Origin of the sequence: Micromonospora sp. NPDC000089, assembly GCF_042899365.1 — a bacterium.
Classification (GTDB): domain Bacteria; phylum Actinomycetota; class Actinomycetes; order Mycobacteriales; family Micromonosporaceae; genus Micromonospora.
In genome coordinates, this window is record NZ_JBIAZT010000009.1 from 219,244 (window position 1) to 233,731 (window position 14,488).

General features: G+C 74.4%; 16 protein-coding genes and 1 pseudogene. 8 read left to right on the forward strand and 9 right to left on the reverse strand.

Features of this window, described 5'->3' with window-relative positions:
- The first annotated feature begins 338 nt into the window (after nt 1–338).
- The gene (locus ACFY3U_RS18715) at nt 339–1,226 is read left to right on the forward strand and encodes a hypothetical protein (protein ID WP_387202870.1); all 888 of its coding nucleotides are present in this window, start codon (nt 339–341) and stop codon (nt 1,224–1,226) included.
- Nucleotides 1,227–1,247: 21 nt separating this feature from the next.
- Here the strand turns inward: ACFY3U_RS18715 and ACFY3U_RS18720 are convergent, their stop codons facing one another.
- Nucleotides 1,248–2,099: a hypothetical protein gene (locus ACFY3U_RS18720; RefSeq protein WP_387202873.1), complete on the reverse strand. Its 852-nt coding sequence runs from the start codon at nt 2,097–2,099 to the stop codon at nt 1,248–1,250.
- Nucleotides 2,100–2,201: 102 nt separating this feature from the next.
- On the opposite strand from ACFY3U_RS18720, the gene ACFY3U_RS18725 reads away from it, so the two are divergent.
- Entirely contained in the window at nt 2,202–2,627 is a 426-nt protein-coding gene (locus ACFY3U_RS18725; RefSeq protein WP_387202876.1) for a GNAT family N-acetyltransferase, read from the forward strand.
- Between the two features lie 99 nt (nt 2,628–2,726).
- Here the strand turns inward: ACFY3U_RS18725 and ACFY3U_RS18730 are convergent, their stop codons facing one another.
- Complete coding sequence (locus ACFY3U_RS18730) at nt 2,727–2,966, reverse strand: winged helix-turn-helix domain-containing protein (RefSeq protein WP_387202879.1); 240 nt, start codon at nt 2,964–2,966, stop codon at nt 2,727–2,729.
- Between the two features lie 296 nt (nt 2,967–3,262).
- Between ACFY3U_RS18730 and ACFY3U_RS18735 the strand changes: the two genes are divergently transcribed.
- Nucleotides 3,263–3,541 carry a DivIVA domain-containing protein gene (locus tag ACFY3U_RS18735; protein WP_387202882.1) on the forward strand — a complete coding sequence of 93 codons (279 nt, stop codon included), beginning with the start codon at nt 3,263–3,265 and terminating at the stop codon, nt 3,539–3,541.
- A complete protein-coding gene (locus ACFY3U_RS18740) occupies nt 3,538–3,798 on the forward strand; it encodes a hypothetical protein (protein ID WP_387202884.1) in 261 nt (86 codons plus the stop codon). Before ACFY3U_RS18735 ends, ACFY3U_RS18740 begins: the two co-directional genes overlap by 4 nt.
- A gap of 43 nt (nt 3,799–3,841) precedes the next feature.
- On the opposite strand, the gene ACFY3U_RS18745 is transcribed toward ACFY3U_RS18740, so the two are convergent.
- Both ACFY3U_RS18745 and ACFY3U_RS18750 read right to left on the reverse strand, forming a co-directional pair.
- Nucleotides 3,842–4,537, reverse strand: a complete 696-nt coding sequence (locus tag ACFY3U_RS18745) for a hypothetical protein (RefSeq protein ID WP_387202887.1) — start codon at nt 4,535–4,537, stop codon at nt 3,842–3,844.
- A 156-nt stretch (nt 4,538–4,693) separates the two neighbouring features.
- The gene (locus tag ACFY3U_RS18750; RefSeq protein WP_387202890.1) at nt 4,694–5,380 is read right to left on the reverse strand and encodes a VOC family protein; all 687 of its coding nucleotides are present in this window, start codon (nt 5,378–5,380) and stop codon (nt 4,694–4,696) included.
- A gap of 124 nt (nt 5,381–5,504) precedes the next feature.
- On the opposite strand from ACFY3U_RS18750, the gene ACFY3U_RS18755 reads away from it, so the two are divergent.
- The gene (locus ACFY3U_RS18755) at nt 5,505–6,011 is read left to right on the forward strand and encodes a VOC family protein (RefSeq protein WP_387202893.1); all 507 of its coding nucleotides are present in this window, start codon (nt 5,505–5,507) and stop codon (nt 6,009–6,011) included.
- A 64-nt stretch (nt 6,012–6,075) separates the two neighbouring features.
- Here the strand turns inward: ACFY3U_RS18755 and ACFY3U_RS18760 are convergent, their stop codons facing one another.
- Nucleotides 6,076–7,878: an ABC transporter ATP-binding protein gene (locus ACFY3U_RS18760; protein WP_387202896.1), complete on the reverse strand. Its 1,803-nt coding sequence runs from the start codon at nt 7,876–7,878 to the stop codon at nt 6,076–6,078.
- Between the two features lie 188 nt (nt 7,879–8,066).
- On the opposite strand from ACFY3U_RS18760, the gene ACFY3U_RS18765 reads away from it, so the two are divergent.
- Nucleotides 8,067–8,459: a MarR family winged helix-turn-helix transcriptional regulator gene (locus ACFY3U_RS18765; protein ID WP_387203035.1), complete on the forward strand. Its 393-nt coding sequence runs from the start codon at nt 8,067–8,069 to the stop codon at nt 8,457–8,459.
- A gap of 212 nt (nt 8,460–8,671) precedes the next feature.
- Here ACFY3U_RS18765 and ACFY3U_RS18770 read toward each other — a convergent pair.
- Both ACFY3U_RS18770 and ACFY3U_RS18775 read right to left on the reverse strand, forming a co-directional pair.
- Nucleotides 8,672–9,508, reverse strand: a pseudogene (locus ACFY3U_RS18770) (hypothetical protein); the annotation flags it as partial.
- A gap of 217 nt (nt 9,509–9,725) precedes the next feature.
- Complete coding sequence (locus tag ACFY3U_RS18775; protein ID WP_387202899.1) at nt 9,726–10,406, reverse strand: type II CAAX prenyl endopeptidase Rce1 family protein; 681 nt, start codon at nt 10,404–10,406, stop codon at nt 9,726–9,728.
- Between the two features lie 145 nt (nt 10,407–10,551).
- On the opposite strand from ACFY3U_RS18775, the gene ACFY3U_RS18780 reads away from it, so the two are divergent.
- Nucleotides 10,552–11,424 (forward strand): SGNH/GDSL hydrolase family protein, encoded by an 873-nt coding sequence (locus ACFY3U_RS18780; protein WP_387202902.1) that lies wholly within the window; start codon nt 10,552–10,554, stop codon nt 11,422–11,424.
- Here ACFY3U_RS18780 and ACFY3U_RS18785 read toward each other — a convergent pair.
- Both ACFY3U_RS18785 and ACFY3U_RS18790 read right to left on the reverse strand, forming a co-directional pair.
- Nucleotides 11,414–12,625 carry an RNA polymerase sigma factor gene (locus tag ACFY3U_RS18785; RefSeq protein WP_387202905.1) on the reverse strand — a complete coding sequence of 404 codons (1,212 nt, stop codon included), beginning with the start codon at nt 12,623–12,625 and terminating at the stop codon, nt 11,414–11,416. The two genes, ACFY3U_RS18780 and ACFY3U_RS18785, sit on opposite strands and share 11 nt — an antisense overlap.
- Nucleotides 12,622–12,969 carry a YciI family protein gene (locus ACFY3U_RS18790; protein WP_387202908.1) on the reverse strand — a complete coding sequence of 116 codons (348 nt, stop codon included), beginning with the start codon at nt 12,967–12,969 and terminating at the stop codon, nt 12,622–12,624. The genes ACFY3U_RS18785 and ACFY3U_RS18790 overlap by 4 nt, the downstream gene beginning before the upstream one ends.
- A gap of 182 nt (nt 12,970–13,151) precedes the next feature.
- Between ACFY3U_RS18790 and ACFY3U_RS18795 the strand changes: the two genes are divergently transcribed.
- A complete protein-coding gene (locus ACFY3U_RS18795; protein WP_387202911.1) occupies nt 13,152–14,462 on the forward strand; it encodes a flavin monoamine oxidase family protein in 1,311 nt (436 codons plus the stop codon).
- Nucleotides 14,463–14,488: the final 26 nt, after the last annotated feature.

The following is a 14,488-nucleotide window of genomic DNA, read 5'->3' on the forward strand; positions in this document are numbered from 1 at the left end:
ACAGCTGACCGGAAAGCGATCAACCGACGTACCCCAGGTGTCCGGGGGACGAGCGGCGTTCACCTGCCGTCCGGCCGGCCACCCGCCCGGCAGGTGCACCTCGGCAACGCCGCTCCGCGCTGCCCGGACGTCGAGTCGCCACCGTGACCCGGGCGACCGACGGCTGTCCGAATGCCCGGCGCCGACCGGCCCGCGCGGCGACCGCCGCCGCCGGCGCCGCGTTGTTAGCGTGAGCCGGTCGACACCCCTCGCGTCAGCCACCCCGCTGATCCGCGCATCGAGGCGCCCGCCACCGTCCCGGCACACCGGGGCGACCGCTTGCGACGAGGAGGGGTGCCATGACCGACGGGCCGGGCGAGCAGACCTCGCCGGAGGAGCCCCGGCGGCGCTGGACCGACCAGGGCCGCGAGCTCGGCACCCAGGTCGCGCTGGTGCTGCGTACCCTCTGGAGCCGGCAGCTGTCCCCGGTGCTGCAGCGGGTGCTCTCCGCCGCGGCGGCGGATCCGTCGGCGCCGCCGCCCCCGGCGGACGACCTGGTGGAGCGGCACGAGACGGCCGGGGCAGTGGTGGTGCCCGCGCAGGGGCACGTGTTCGCCTTCACCGTGCGGACCACCCTCACCTGGACGTCCACCGGCGTGCACGCCTCGGCGCTGGCCTGGTACGCCCAGCACTTCACCGCCGACGCCCTCGACCGGGTACGCCGGATCGCCGCCGAACGGTCCCCCACCGTCCCCGCGCACCGGGCCGGCGACCTGGAGGCCGCGTTGCGGCGCACGATCGCCGAGCGGGAGCCGCCGCCGTGGCGCTACCGGCGCGGCCCGGTGTCGGTGGACTGCCGCCCCGACCTCTCGGTACGCCTCGACGAGCGGGTCGCCGAGGTGCTCCGCCCACACTGGGAAGGCCTGATCCGGCTGGACTGCGAGAACGAGCTGTTCATCAGGCGGGCCCGGTACGCCGAGCGGCTCAACCGGCACTGGGTGACGATCATGGACGAGTTCGTCGACGGCCCGGGCGACGCGGCGCAGGCGTTGAAGGAGGAGGTCGCCCGCGCCCGCCGGCACATGATGGCCGAGCAGGAGGCGGCGGCGCGGTGGAGCGAGCACCTGCTGCGGGAACGCCGCCGGTACGAGGACCTGAACGCGCCCTTCACCCGGATCGACGTGATCCCCGAACAGCCACACGGCTCGCGGTCGGACGGGGCACAGAACGGCGCCGATCCGGCCTGACCGCCGCACGAGCCGTTCGCGTCAGCGGTCGACCGGCAGGCTCGCGCAGTCGGTTTCGTCGGGCAGCAACGGCCGGAGGGTGATCGCCCAGCGCTTCCCGCCGAAGGTCCACGGCGTCGCCGCGTTGGCCCGGGCGGCCGCGTCGAGCACCGGCCGCACGGCCGCCCCGGTGACCGTCACGCAGCCCAGCTCGGAGCCGGCACCGAGGGCGGCGCCGGGCAACGCGGGACCGGGCCAGGGCACCTCGGGATGGTGTAGACCGTCCTGGCCGGCGACCCACGGTCGCGCGACGGCGACGAGGGCGGTCGGCTGGTAGGGACTCGTCGGGGCGCCCGACGGGTCGGTCAGCGTCTGGGCGAAGGCGCGCAGCTTGGCGCGCGCGGCCAGCTGCGCGGCGGTCAGGCCGGCTTCGGGGCGGGTGGCCTCGCCGAGGGCGTAGACCGCCAACTCCTGCGTGCCGGCCGGGCCGTGGATGGTGAACCGGGTCGTGCGCACGTCGGTGATGGACGGTCGGCCCAGGTCGACGGCGCTGCCCACCCCGGCGGCGCGGGCCCGCTCGACGAGCGCCGACACCTCGTCGGTGCTGATCCCTCCCACCTGGAGGTTCGGCAGGGCCGGACCGGGATAGATCGCGGGGACCGGCCCCTGGGTGATCACCCGGCCGTCGCCGTAGACGCTCACGCCGGGCAGCCGGGTGGCCGCCACGACCGCCGGCACGAAGCCACCCGTGTAGTCGATCCGGAGCACCAGCGCGTCGGCGGGGTACGGGGGCGGGGCGCCGCCGTCGCCGGGGCCGGAGTCGACCCGCTGGGCGCAGGAGGCGATGAGCAGGAGCAGCGGGACGGCTGCCCACCCGAGCCGTGATGTCGTCATGTCCCTTGGACGCGGCCGAAGACCGGACGGCTCCCTCACCGGGCTACCGACCCCTGGGACGCTGGTGTCGTGGATCAATGCGATGTCGAGGTACGAGAGCACGTGGACGCCGACCGGGTCGGGCAGCTGGTGGAGATGTTCGCCGCCGAGTGGTGGACGAACGACAGATCGGCCGACGATGTCGCGGCGATGATCGCGGCCTCCGACCTCGTAGTGACCCTGATCCATCGCGAGAGCGATCGGTTGGTGGGCTTCGCCCGCGTGCTGACCGACTACGCGTACCTCGCCGTCGTTCTCGACGTGATCGTGGCACCCGACATGCGAGGCGTCGGGCTGGGCGGCGTGCTGCTCGGCGCCGTCGTCGGGCATTGCCGTCTGGCTGCGGTACGGAGCATCGAACTCGTCTGCCAACCGGAGATGGTGCCCTTCTACCGGCAGTGGGGATTCAGCACGGACGTGGGTCGGTCGCGACTCATGCGCAGGACGTCGGACCCGCGCCTCGGCGGCGCCGAGGGCGACGGATGGTGAGTAACCCCTGCAAGCCATCGGGGTCGGCGTTCAGGCAGGCGAGGATCATCCGGAAGCCGCAGCCGAAAATTGAGACGTCGCATCGACCCGAGCCGAGGCTCAGGGCTCCCGCATCCAGGTCTTCGGGTCGGTGACGAAGACGCCCTTGCCCTGATGCCGTCGGATCACCCGGAGAGCCTCCAGTCGTACGTAGACCATCTGGATGGTCGACGAGCTGACGGCGAACCGGTCGGCCAGGTCGGCGATCGAGGGCAGCTTGTCCCCCGCGTGCACCTTCCCCTGGTGCACGTCATCGACGATCTCGTTCGAGATCCGGATGTAGTCCGGCGTCTGTGGCATGGCGCTCCTTGCGTGGCACGCCAATTTGATCACGACATGATCCCGACAGACAACTGAGCGTTGCCATCCACTGCTTAGGCATATATGTTTGATCGGAGCTGCTCCTCGCGTGGCAACGAGACCGGCTCATCCCCCAGGTCGGGGCGGGCGCGTGCCCGTCCCGACCCGACCCGACCCACCTGACTGCTCCGCCGCCGTACCGCCGATCCCAGGCTGCGGCGGCGGGGCGGGCGGGCCGTCCGCGGCCGGCGTGCGGACGGCCCGCCCTTCCAGACCCCTTGCGGAGAGGACATGCGGTGAGCGACGTGTATCGAGGTGGCCGGCTCTACGGCGTCGGAGGCGCGGCCCGCCTCACGCCGCACGAGGTGCGGAATCGGGCCTTCGACATCCGGCGCCGAGGCGCCGACCCCGATCAGGTACGCGGCTTCCAGGCCCAGGTCGCCGACGAGCTGAACGACCTCCACCAGCGGGTACGCCTGCTCGGCCAGGAGAACGACCGGATCAAGCGGGCCCTGCGCGACTGGCAGTCCAGACACGCCCGGGAGTGCCCGAGGCCGAACGCGGGACCGCGGTGAACGCTCGCCCCTCCCCGGGCGACCTGCTGGTCGTCGACGGCGCCGCCTCTGTGCAGTTCGCCGGCGACCGTGCTCTTCGCCTGAGCGTGGTGTCGGTCAGCCCCGACGAGCCGTACCCGGGTTGGCTCTGGATCACCGGCTACGTGCTCGACCGGCGCGACCGGGCGACCACCAAGCGGGAGGTGTACGTCCGACTCGCGGGCCTCCGGCCGGTGACCGCCGACCGACCGGCGACGCTCGTACGCAGCGGCAGGTGACGGTCGTCCCGCCTTGCCACCTGAGCGTCGTATTGCGAGCCGGTCAGCTCGCGGGCTCGTCCGCCACCGGCCGTCTGGCGTCCGCCCACCCGGCATCCACCTGCACGGCCATCCAGCGGAACTCGGCGTACCGGCCGTCCAGGTGGGCGTACTCCCGCCAGGCGGGCGGATGGCCGACCGTCGTTCCACGCCGCGCCGCCCAGGCGTACCGGTCTGGCTCCTGATGGACGGTGCCGGTCGACCGGCGACCCTCGTGGATGCGCGGACCGTTCGCCGCACCGGCGGAGCGACCGCTCGGGGTGCTCCAGTTCGCCGGGTCGTTGGTCAACATGAGGGCAAGCCCGGTCATCGGCCCGGGATCGCGGAGGCAGAGCCTCTCCAGCCGGGCGACGTTCGCGGCGAAGTCGCTCCGGGTCGGCTCGGCACCGGTGCCGGGCAGCCGGACCCGCTCCCCCGTGCCGGGATCGCGGCCCTCCCACCGAGCGGTGCAGTAGCTGAACTCGATCGCCGTGCGCCCCCGCGGCCCGGAGCAGAGCAGGTCGTACGGCTCGTCGTCGGCCTGCCGGGTCTCCAAGCGGACCTGCACCCCGGAGTCGAGACGTCGCACCGCCCAGGTGAAGGCGTGCATCAGGTCCGCCCGCGAGTGGAACACGGCGCGACTCATCCGCACCTCGACCATCACCGCGTCGAGGCGGACACTTCCGGCGATCTGGGTGAGACTGCCTGCACGACCCGGCACGGCTCCTCCGCTGGCGTCACGCTACGTATCGAGTCCGATGCTAGGCAGTACCAGCAGTCCCGTCAATGGGACTGTGGGTGTCGGCAATCCGGCCTTAGGGATCGAACGCACAGCGCCAGGCCGTGGTGGGCAGGAGCGATCCGGGTGTGCCGGGCGTCAGCCCTGGGCGGAAGGTGTCGGCTGTGCCTGGCGGGCGCGCAGGAACGGCCCCAACCCCTGCCCGTCCTCGGTGGCCAGGAACGCGCCGCGGGCGTTGAGCAGCGTCTCCTCGGCGTGCGCCACGCAGCTCCACACCGTGTCGCCCCACGAGTCGGCGAGCTTGACCTCTGCCGCCTCCGGGCAGGCCTCGCCGTCCGGGGCGCCGATCTGGCAGCGGGCGGGCGCCCCGCCGCGCCGGCTGACCGCCTCGGCGGCCTCGCGGATCAGCGAGAACCGCGCCTCGCCGCCGGGCCGTTCCACCCGGGCCTGCGCCGGTACGGCCCGACGCTGCCCGAACAGCACCGTGTTGCCGTCCGGGTCGGTGGTGCGGCACTCCCCGCCAGGCGCGTGCTCGGGATAGCCGGCGCGCTCGACGGGGTAACCGGCGACGGTCAGCCGCTCGACGGTCGGCTCCAGGTCCTCGACGTACAGGTAGATCAGCAGCGGCAGCTCGACGGTGACCAGGCGCGGGGTGACCTGGGCGAGCAGCAGGGTCAGCTCCCCGCACTGCAGGTACGACCAGCGGGAATCTCCGTCGCCGCCGGTGCGCGTCTCCGCGTACCCGAAGATCTCGTAGAACCGTCGGGCGGCGTCCGCGTCCGCGACGTACAGCACCGGCACCTGGGCCTGCACTCCACTCTGCACGGCGACACTCTACCCACACCGCACCTACGACTCGCGCATCGCCGATCCGGTTTCCGGCCTCCCGGTGGGCCCGCTGTCGCGAATCTTCAAGCCCGGCGGGCTCGGCGTTCCTACGCTCGCGGGCATGACTGAGACCAACCAGGCCGCCACCGGCGAGCACACCACCAACGGCACGCCGCACGGCGCCACCAGCCTGACCCCGTTCCTGGCCATCGCGGACGCCAAGGGGGCGATCGACTTCTACGCCAGGATCTTCGGCGCACGGGTGGTGGACGTGACCGAGATGGGCGGGGTGGTGGCGCACGCCGTCCTGGACTTCGGCAACGGGCTGCTGCAGCTCGGCGAGCCGATGCCGGACTACGGGCTGGTCGCCGCGCCCGAGGGCGAGCAGGACTGTTACTCGATGGGCCTCTACTGCCCGGACGTGGACGACGTGGTGGCCCGGGCCGAGGCGGCCGGGGCGACGATCCGCGAGAAGCCGGCCACGTTCGTCTCGGGCGACCGGTTCGCCAGCATCCGGGACCCGTTCGGGGTGCGCTGGTCGGTGCTGACCCGGGTCGAGGACCTGTCCGAGCAGGAGAGCGCCCGCCGGGTGGCCGAGTGGGCCGCCCAGCAGGCGCCGTCGGCCTGACCCGCGCCGCCGTCGGCCCGGCGCTGTCGCCGGCCGGCATCGCCGTCGGCCGGTGCCGCGCCGGTCACGCCGCGAGGGCGGCGTACCGGCCGGCCCGGTCGAGCAGGCTCTGGTGGGTGCCCGCCTCGACGACCCGGCCGTGGTCGAGGACCACGATCTGGTCGGCGTCGCGGACGGTGGAGAGCCGGTGCGCGATGGTGAACACCGTCCGGCCCTCGGCGAGCCGGTCGAAGGCCCGCTGCACGGCGCGCTCGGTCTCGGTGTCCAGCGCGCTGGTCGCCTCGTCCAGCACCAGGATCCGCGGGTCGCGCAGCAGCGTACGGGCGATCGCCAGGCGCTGCTTCTCGCCGCCGGAGAAGCGGTGGCCGCGGGAGCCGACCATGGTGTCGTACCCGTCGGGCAGGCCGGCGATGAGGTCGTGGATCTGCGCGGCGCGGGCCGCGTCCTCGATCTGCGCGTCGGTGGCGTCCGGTCGGGCGTACCGCAGGTTCTCCCGGACGGTGGTGTGCAGCAGGTAGGTCTCCTGGCTGACCACGCCCACCACGGCGGCCAGGTCGGTCAGGCGCAGGTCGCGCAGGTCGACGCCGTCGATGGTGATCCGCCCGGCGTCCGGGTCGTGCAGCCGGCTGACCAGCGCGGCCAAGGTGCTCTTGCCGGAGCCGGTCTCGCCGACCAGGGCGAGGCTGGTGCCGGCCGGCACGTCCAGGCTGACCCCGGCGAGGGCCGCGGTGTCGCTGCCCGGGTAGGCGAAGGTGACGTCCTCGACCCGCAGGTGGCCGCGGACCAGGGCAGGGTCGATGTCGACGGGCCGCGCGGGGTCGTCCACCTCGACGGGGAGGTCGAGGTACTCGAAGATCCGGGCGAACAGCGCCAGCGAGGCGGTCAGCGAGACGCCCACGTTCAGCAGCCCCATCAGCGGCCGGAACAGCCCGCCCTGCAGGGCGGTGAAGGCGACCAGGGTGCCGATGCTGAGCGTGCCGGCGGTGCCGGGCAGGCCGGCGCCGAGGTAGATCAGGGCCGGGATGGCGGCGAAGATGACGCTCATCGAGGCCATCCGCCACCGGCCGGCCAGCTCGGAGCGCAGCTCCAGGTCGACCAGCCGGGCCGAGGAGGCGTTGAACCGCTCGGTCAGCGCGGCGCCGGCGCCGAGGGTCTTGCTCAGCTGGACGCCGCTGATCGACAGCCCCTCCTCGATGGTGACGTTGAGGTCGGCCAGCTCACGCTGGCGCTGGGCGGTGATCTCCCGGCGCAGCGCGGCGACCCGGCGGGTCAGCCAGATCGCCGGCGGCAGCACCACCAGCGAGACCAGGGTGAGCCGCCAGGACAGCGCCACCATGGCGACCAGCGTGGCGACCACGGTGGTCAGATTCGACGCGATCGAGGTGGCGGTGGAGGTGACGACGGTCTGCATGCCGCCGATGTCGTTGGTGATCCGAGACTGCACCTCGCCGGTGCGGGTGCGGGTGAAGAACGCGATCGACTGCCGGTGCAGGTGGGCGAAGACGTCGGTGCGCAGCCCGTGCATCACCTGCTGGCCGATCCGGGTGGAGATCCAGGTCTGCACGACGCCGAGCACGGCGGTCACCGCGGCGACCGCGACCATGCCCGCGACCAGCCAGGCCAGCAGGGTGAGGTCGCGCCCGGGCAGGGCGCGGTCGATCACCGTACGCAGCAGGAACGGCGAGGCCATCGCGATGATCGAGGAGAGCACGATGATCGCGACCACGGTCGCCAACTGCCCGCGGTACGCGGTGAAGAGCCGGCCGATCCGGCGCAGCGAGACCTCGCGGGCCTGGGCCTTCTCGGCGGCGCTGACTTTCCGGGGGGCGCCGCCGCGGCCCTCCCGGTGGGTGGGGGTGGTTTCCAAGGGATGCCTCTTCTCGTCGGGGTCATGTTTTCGTCGGTGCCATTGCTGAGGTTACCTCATCATGAGGCAACAACAGGGAATCCTGCTACGGTATTCCGGTGACCGCCGACACGCCCCTCTCCCAGGAACCGGGCCCGGCCCGGGAACCCGGCCGGAGCCAGGAGTCCGACGCGGCCGCGGCGGCGAGCCTGCCCGAGCTGTTCTGGGCGGTGGCCCGACGGCTGCGCCACCAGTCGCGCGAGACGCTCGGCCCGTGGCAGGTGAACCCGGGGCAGGCCCGGGCGCTCGGCGTGCTCACCCGGCACGGGGCGATGCGGCTCAGCGCGCTCGCCGAGCACCTGCACATCGCGCCGCGCTCCGCCACCGAGGTGGTCGACGGCCTGGAGGAGCGCGGCCTCGTCGCCCGCCGCCCCGACCCGGCCGACCGGCGCGCGACCCTGGTCGAGCTGACCAAGGAGGGTACGCGGGTCGGCGCCGCCATCCGTGCCGCCCGCGACGCCGAGGCGGCCCGCCTCTTCGGCCACCTCTCCCCCACCGACCAGGACCACCTGGCCCGCATCCTCCGCACCCTCCGCGACTGACGCGGTCGTCCCGGCGGGGGCGCGCTCCTTGATCGTCTACGCGTGAGCGGCGGCATGGCGGCGTGTCGAGTCGGTGGTGTGTAGACGATCAAGGCACCAACGCGCGGCGGGCGGCGAGGATGGTGAGCGCCTCCTCGCGTACGGCGGCGGGCGTGGGTCAGGCGGCGGTGGCTGAAGCGGACCACCTGGATGCCGACGGTGGCGAGCAGCGCGTCACGCCGCAGGTCGACCTCGCGCTGGCGAGGGTCGCCGTGCGTGGTCGCGCCGTCCAGCTCGATGTCGACGCGTTCCCGCTCTGCGTACAGGTCGAGGTACATGACCCGGCGGCCCACGACCATGCGGGCCTGACGCTGGAACGGTGGCATCCCGGGGCCGACGAACACCTGGTCGTGACCCCAGATCTCCAGTGGACTACGGCAACCGGCGGCCAGCTTGCCCAGCAACGAGCGCAGCTGGGCGCGGTCGGGCAGCTGCGGGTTGGCCGCGAGCGTCGCCACCAGGCGACCCGGTGTGGTGAGCCGCTCGTTGACCGCTCGGATCACCGGCGCGGGGCGTTCGACCACCGGCAGGAGCGGCCAGGCGTCGACCAGCGCTCGGTCCAGCCGGACCACCGGTTGCCCAGCCCGGATGGCCACGTCGGGCGGGGCGAGGGACAGCCCACGTCGAGCGTGGACAAGAAGATGCGGTCGCGAGCGGAGGCCGGAACCGGCCGGTGCATCCAGGTGCGCCGGCTCACCCCAGACCTGTTCCCGCAGGCCCCAGGCGTCAAGCGCGCTCAGCCGGCTCAGCGCGCCCCGCCCGTCGGCGTGGGCGAGTGCCGCCCGCCGAGCCGTCGACGGATCAAGGCGGGCCAGCAGCGGCCACTCGCCCGAGGGCAGGTGGAGCCGGGCGGGCGGTGGCTCGCGGATGAGCCGAGCGTCCACGTAGACCCGGGGCAGCACCCGCACCAGCCGACCGGCACGGCAGGCCCGGCGCAGCGCCCATTCCGGCACCACCTCCCGCGAACGGCCCCAGGTCACCACGCCGCCCCCTCCGGCGACGAGGCTCATCAGCACGTCCTCCACGCCGCAGACCCTGCCCCGCCCGAACCACCCCTTCTACCCCGCCGCCAGCCGCCTGTGGACAGCACCCCACCCTGTGCACAACGCCCCACGGCGCCCCCGGATCTGCTAGGCGGCCTTGATCGTCTACGTGTGAGCGGCAGTTCGTCGGCGTGTCGAGTCGGTGGCGCGTAGACGATCATGGGGCCACAACGACCGGCAGAGGTCAGAGGGCGGCGTGGTAGAAGAGGTTGCCGAGGCCGACGGTGAAGGCGAGGACGCCGTACAGGGCGTGCTCGACCGAGGCGGTCAGCAGCGACCGAGTAGCCCGGTAGCGCCGGGCGAAGAGCCAGCCGCCGGCCACCGTGAGCAGCACCGAGGCGACGTTGCCGAAGATGACGTGCGCGAAGCCGAAGGCGGCGGCGCTGGCCGCCACCGCGCCGACTCCGGTGCCGAAGAGCGGGGCGTACCGGTGCATCAGGAACGCTCGGAAGATCAGCTCCTGCGGATAGACCGAGAAGAGCGGGTAGAAGACCATCACCGCTGTCCAGAGCAGCGGGCGCTCGCGGGGCAGGTCGAAGAGGCGCTCGGGGGTGAGCACGGCGACCGCGGCGACGGCCAGCACCAACGCGACCGCCCACAGCGCCAGGATGCGGGACAGGGCCGGGCGCAGCGCGGCGGGGCGCAGCAGGTCGGCGTGGTCGAAGTCGGGTCGGCGGCGCAGGTACCACCACGCCGCCAGACCCAGCACCACCAGCGGTGGGATCGGCCCGCCCGGGACGTCGGCCACCGTGTACGCGGTCACCAGGCCGAAGAAGAGCACCGCGTACTCAACGGCGAGTCGGGCCCGACGCGACCGTTCGCCGCCCGGCGGGGTCGGGGACGACGCGCGCACCGCCTCGGTCATGCCGCCACGTTACGACCCGCGCCGGCCCGGCCGCCCCGCCCGACGACGATCTTCGCCGGTCGTTCGTCCGTCGGTCAGTCCGGCGTGACCTGCCCGGCGCACGCGTCCCCGACCTTCTACTCGTGCGTACCCGCTGGCACCGGCCATGCTGACCCCGCACCACGCCCGTTTCGTGGCCCTGGGCGACTCGATCACCGTCGGGCTCGGCGACCCGATGCCGGACGGCCGCTGGCGCGGCTGGGCGGCGCTGCTCGCCGACGCGCTCGGCCCGCCCGACTCGGTGCGGTTCCACAACCTCGCGACCACCGGCGCGCTGACCGGCGACGTGGCCCGCGCCCAGCTGCCGGCGGCGTTGGCGCTGCGGCCGACCGTCGCCGCGGTGCTGGTCGGGGTCAACGACACGTTGCGGGCGACCTTCGACGTGGGGGCGATCAGCGCCGCGCTGATGGGCACGATCGGGGCGCTGCACGACAGCGGCGCGGTGGTGCTCACCGCCCGGCTGCCCGAGCCGGGGCGGATGTTCGGCCTGCCGCCCGGGCTGGCCCGGCCGCTGGCCCGTCGGATCGCGGCGGTCAACGCGGTCACCGACCACGCGGCCCGGCGGTACGGCACCGTCCACTTCGACGCGGCCAACCACCCGGACACGTACCGGCGCGGCATGTGGAGCGTGGACCGGCTGCACCCGAGCGAGCGCGGTCACCGGCTGCTGGCCACCTCGTACGCGGACCTGCTCGTCGCGCGCGGTCACCCGGTGCACCGGCGGCCGGACCCGGAGCCGGGCAACCCGCCGCCGAGCCGGCAGGCGCAGCTGGCCTGGCTCGCGGTGAAGGGCACCCGGTGGGTACGCGACCGGTGCACCGACCTGGTGCCGCAGCTGCTCTGGATGGCCACCGCCGAGTCCTGGTACGCGCTGCGCGGTCAGGCCCGGCACGTCGAGGAGCGGCTGGGTCAGGAGCTGACCCGGGCGCTCGCCCCGTTCGCCGAGTCAGAGCCGGCCGACCGGACGCTCACCGGCTGACCAGCTGCTCCCGGCGGCGGCGCAGGTACGCGCGTTCCGCCTCGTTGGGGGTGCGCTCGGCCGCCGTGTCGTACGCCCGGGCCGCCTCCGCCGCCCGGCCCAGCCGGCGCAGCAGGTCGGCGCGGACCGCGTGGAACACGTGGTAGCCGTCGAGGTTGAGGGCGTCCAGCACGGCGAGCGCCTCGGCCGGGCCGCGCACCTCGGCGAGCGCCACCGCCCGGTTGAGCGCCACCACCGGCCCCGGGTCGTACGCCCGGAGCTGGTCGTACAGCTGGAGGACCTGGCGCCAGTCGGTGCCGGCGGCGGTCGGGGCGGCGCTGTGCACGGCGTGGATCGCGGCCTGGACCTGGTACGGGCCGGGGCGGTCGCGGCGCAGGCAGCGGCGGACCAGCGCCTGCCCCTCGGTGACCAGCACCGGGTCCCAGCGGGTGCGATCCTGCTCGGCGAGCGGCACCAGGGTGCCGTCGGCGGCGACCCGGGCCGGCCGGCGCGCCTCGGTGAGCAGCATCAGGGCGAGCAGCCCGAGCGCCTCCGGCTCGTCGGGCATCAGCTCGACGAGCAGCCGGGCCAGCCGGACCGCCTCGACGCAGAGCTCCGCGCGGACCGGCCGCTCCCCCGCGCCGGCGGTGTGCCCGGCGGTGAAGATCAGGTAGAGCACGGCGAGGACGGCGCGCAGCCGGTCGGGCAGGTCGGCGTCGCGCGGCACCCGGTACGGGATGCCGGCGTCGCGGATCTTCGCCTTGGCCCGGACCAGGCGCTGCGCCATGGTCGGCTCCGGCACCAGGAACGCGCGGGCGATCTCCGCGGTGCCCAGCCCGCCGAGCAGGCGCAGGGTGAGCGCGACCCGGGCGGCCGGGGCGAGCGCCGGGTGGCAGCAGGTGAAGATCAGCCGGAGCCGGTCGTCGCGCACGGGTCCCTCCTCGGTCGGGGTGGTCGGCGCGTGCAGCAGCGCCGCCTGGGCGTGCCGGTCGGCCCGGGTCGCCTCCCGGCGCAGCCGGTCGATCGCCCGGTTGCGGGCGGTGGTGATGATCCAGCCGGCCGGGCTGGGCGGCAGGCCGGCCTCGGGCCAGCGCCGCACCGCCTCGGTGAACGCGTCCTGCACCGCCTCCTCGGCGAGGTCGATCTCGCCGAGGAGACGGGTCAGGACGGCTACCGCGCGGCCGTACTCGGCGCGGAAGACCGCGGCGACGTCGACCGTCACGCCTCGCCCTGGAAGGGGCGGACCTCGATCGGCAGGGTGGTGGCGACCGCGTACCGGCGGCCCCACTCCAGGGCGGCGTCGAGGTCGGCCGCCCGGATGATGGTGACGCCGCCGAGGTACTCCTTGCCCTCGACGTACGGGCCGTCGGTGACCAGCACCTCGTCGCCCTTGCCCCGCAGCACGGTGGCGGTCGACGGGTCGTGCAGGCCCTGCCCGAAGACCCACGAGTCGGTCGAGACCAGCTCGTCGCGGATCGCACCGAGCTCGCGCATCACCCCGGCCAGGAACTCCGGGTCGGGCCGGCCGCCCTCGGGCTGGTACATGCTGATCAGGTACTGCTTCATGGCGCTCCTCCTGTCGTCGGGGACCTTCCACCACCGAAACGATCGGCGGCGGCCCGGATCGACATCCGGCCGGCTCGGACCCGGTAGCCGGCGGCCAGGACCTCATTCTGGTCGGCGCTTCGACCCGCATCCATGCCCGGCCGGCCAGGCATGGGCCGCCAGGACGGGGGTATCCGCGCGGCGTGCGGGTGGTGGTGGTCGGCGCGGGCTTCTCCGGGCTGGCCACCGCGCTGGCGCTGGCCGAGGCCGGCTGCGCGGTGCGGGTGCTGGAGGCGCGGGACCGGGTCGGCGGTCGGGTGCTCACCCGGTGGCTGCCGGACGGCACCCAGCTCGACCTGGGCGCCCAGTGGATCGGCCCGACCCAGGACCGGATGGCCGCGCTGGTCGCCGCGTACGGGCTGGTCACCTTTCCGTCGGCGGCGATGGGCGCGCCGGTGGTGCGCTGGGACGGCCGGCTGCGCGAGGCCCCGCCGGAGTCGGCCGGCCGGCTGGTCGCCCGGCTCGACGGGTACGCCGACCAGGTGGACCCGGCGGCGCCGTGGCGCGCCGCGCGGGCCGCCGAGTGGGACCGGCTCACGCTGGGCGGTTGGCTGGCCGACGCCGCCGGCGACGAGGTGACCGGACGGTACGTGGGCCGGCTGCTCGCCGGTGGCCTGCTGGCCGCCGACCCGGATGAGATCTCCCTGCTGCAGCTGCTGTTCTACCTGCGCAGCGGCGGCGGGGCCGGGCTGCTGCTGGGGATGGCCGGCGGCGCCCAGCAGGACCGGATCGTGGGCGGCCCGGCCGCGCTGGCGCAGCGGATGGCCGCCGCGCTGGAACCGGGGACGGTGGTCTGCGACGCGCCGGTGCAGGCGATCCACACCGACGACGGCGGGGTGGTCGCGTACACCGATCGGGGTGTGCACCGGGCGGACGTGGCGGTGGTCGCGGTGGCGCCGGCGCTGGCCGGGCGGATCGCGTACCGGCCGGCGCTGCCGGCGTTGCGCGACGGGCTCACCCAGCGGATGCCGATGGGGTCGGCGCTGAAGGCGCACGCGGTCTATCCCGAGCCGTTCTGGCGCGCGGCGGGCCGCTCGGGGGTGGCCACCGCCGCGGACGGGCCGGTGACCGAGACGGTCGACAACAGCACCCCGGACTCGCCCCGCGGCGTGCTGACCGCGTTCGCGTACGGCCGGCAGGCCCGCGAGCTGCGCCGGCTGTCGCCGGACGCCCGCCGGGCGGCCTGGCGGGACGCGCTGGTCGCGCTGGTCGGGCCGGCCGCCGCCGCGCCCGACGACCTGATCGAGTACGACTGGTCGGCCGACGAGTGGACCCGAGGCTGCTTCTGCGGGGCGCTGACCCCGGGCTCCTGGGCCGACTACGGGCCGCAGCTGCGCCGCCCGGTGGGCCGGCTGCACTGGGCCGGCACCGAGACGGCGACCCGCTGGGCCGGCTACCTGGAGGGCGCGGTGCTGGCCGGCGAGCGGGCGGCGGCAGAGGTCCTCGCCGCATAGATGACCTTGATTGGAACTATTGAAAG

Bases quoted from the DNA above. Each gene is read 5' to 3' on its own strand.
- ACFY3U_RS18755 (WP_387202893.1), top strand. From the start codon at position 5,505: ATGACTGAGACCAACCAGGCCGCCACCGGCGAGCACACCACCAACGGC.
- ACFY3U_RS18720 (WP_387202873.1), bottom strand. From the start codon at position 2,099: ATGACGACATCACGGCTCGGGTGGGCAGCCGTCCCGCTGCTCCTGCTC.
- ACFY3U_RS18715 (WP_387202870.1), top strand. From the start codon at position 339: ATGACCGACGGGCCGGGCGAGCAGACCTCGCCGGAGGAGCCCCGGCGG.
- ACFY3U_RS18775 (WP_387202899.1), bottom strand. From the start codon at position 10,406: ATGACCGAGGCGGTGCGCGCGTCGTCCCCGACCCCGCCGGGCGGCGAA.
- ACFY3U_RS18780 (WP_387202902.1), top strand. From the start codon at position 10,552: ATGCTGACCCCGCACCACGCCCGTTTCGTGGCCCTGGGCGACTCGATC.
- ACFY3U_RS18790 (WP_387202908.1), bottom strand. From the start codon at position 12,969: ATGAAGCAGTACCTGATCAGCATGTACCAGCCCGAGGGCGGCCGGCCC.
- ACFY3U_RS18730 (WP_387202879.1), bottom strand. From the start codon at position 2,966: ATGCCACAGACGCCGGACTACATCCGGATCTCGAACGAGATCGTCGAT.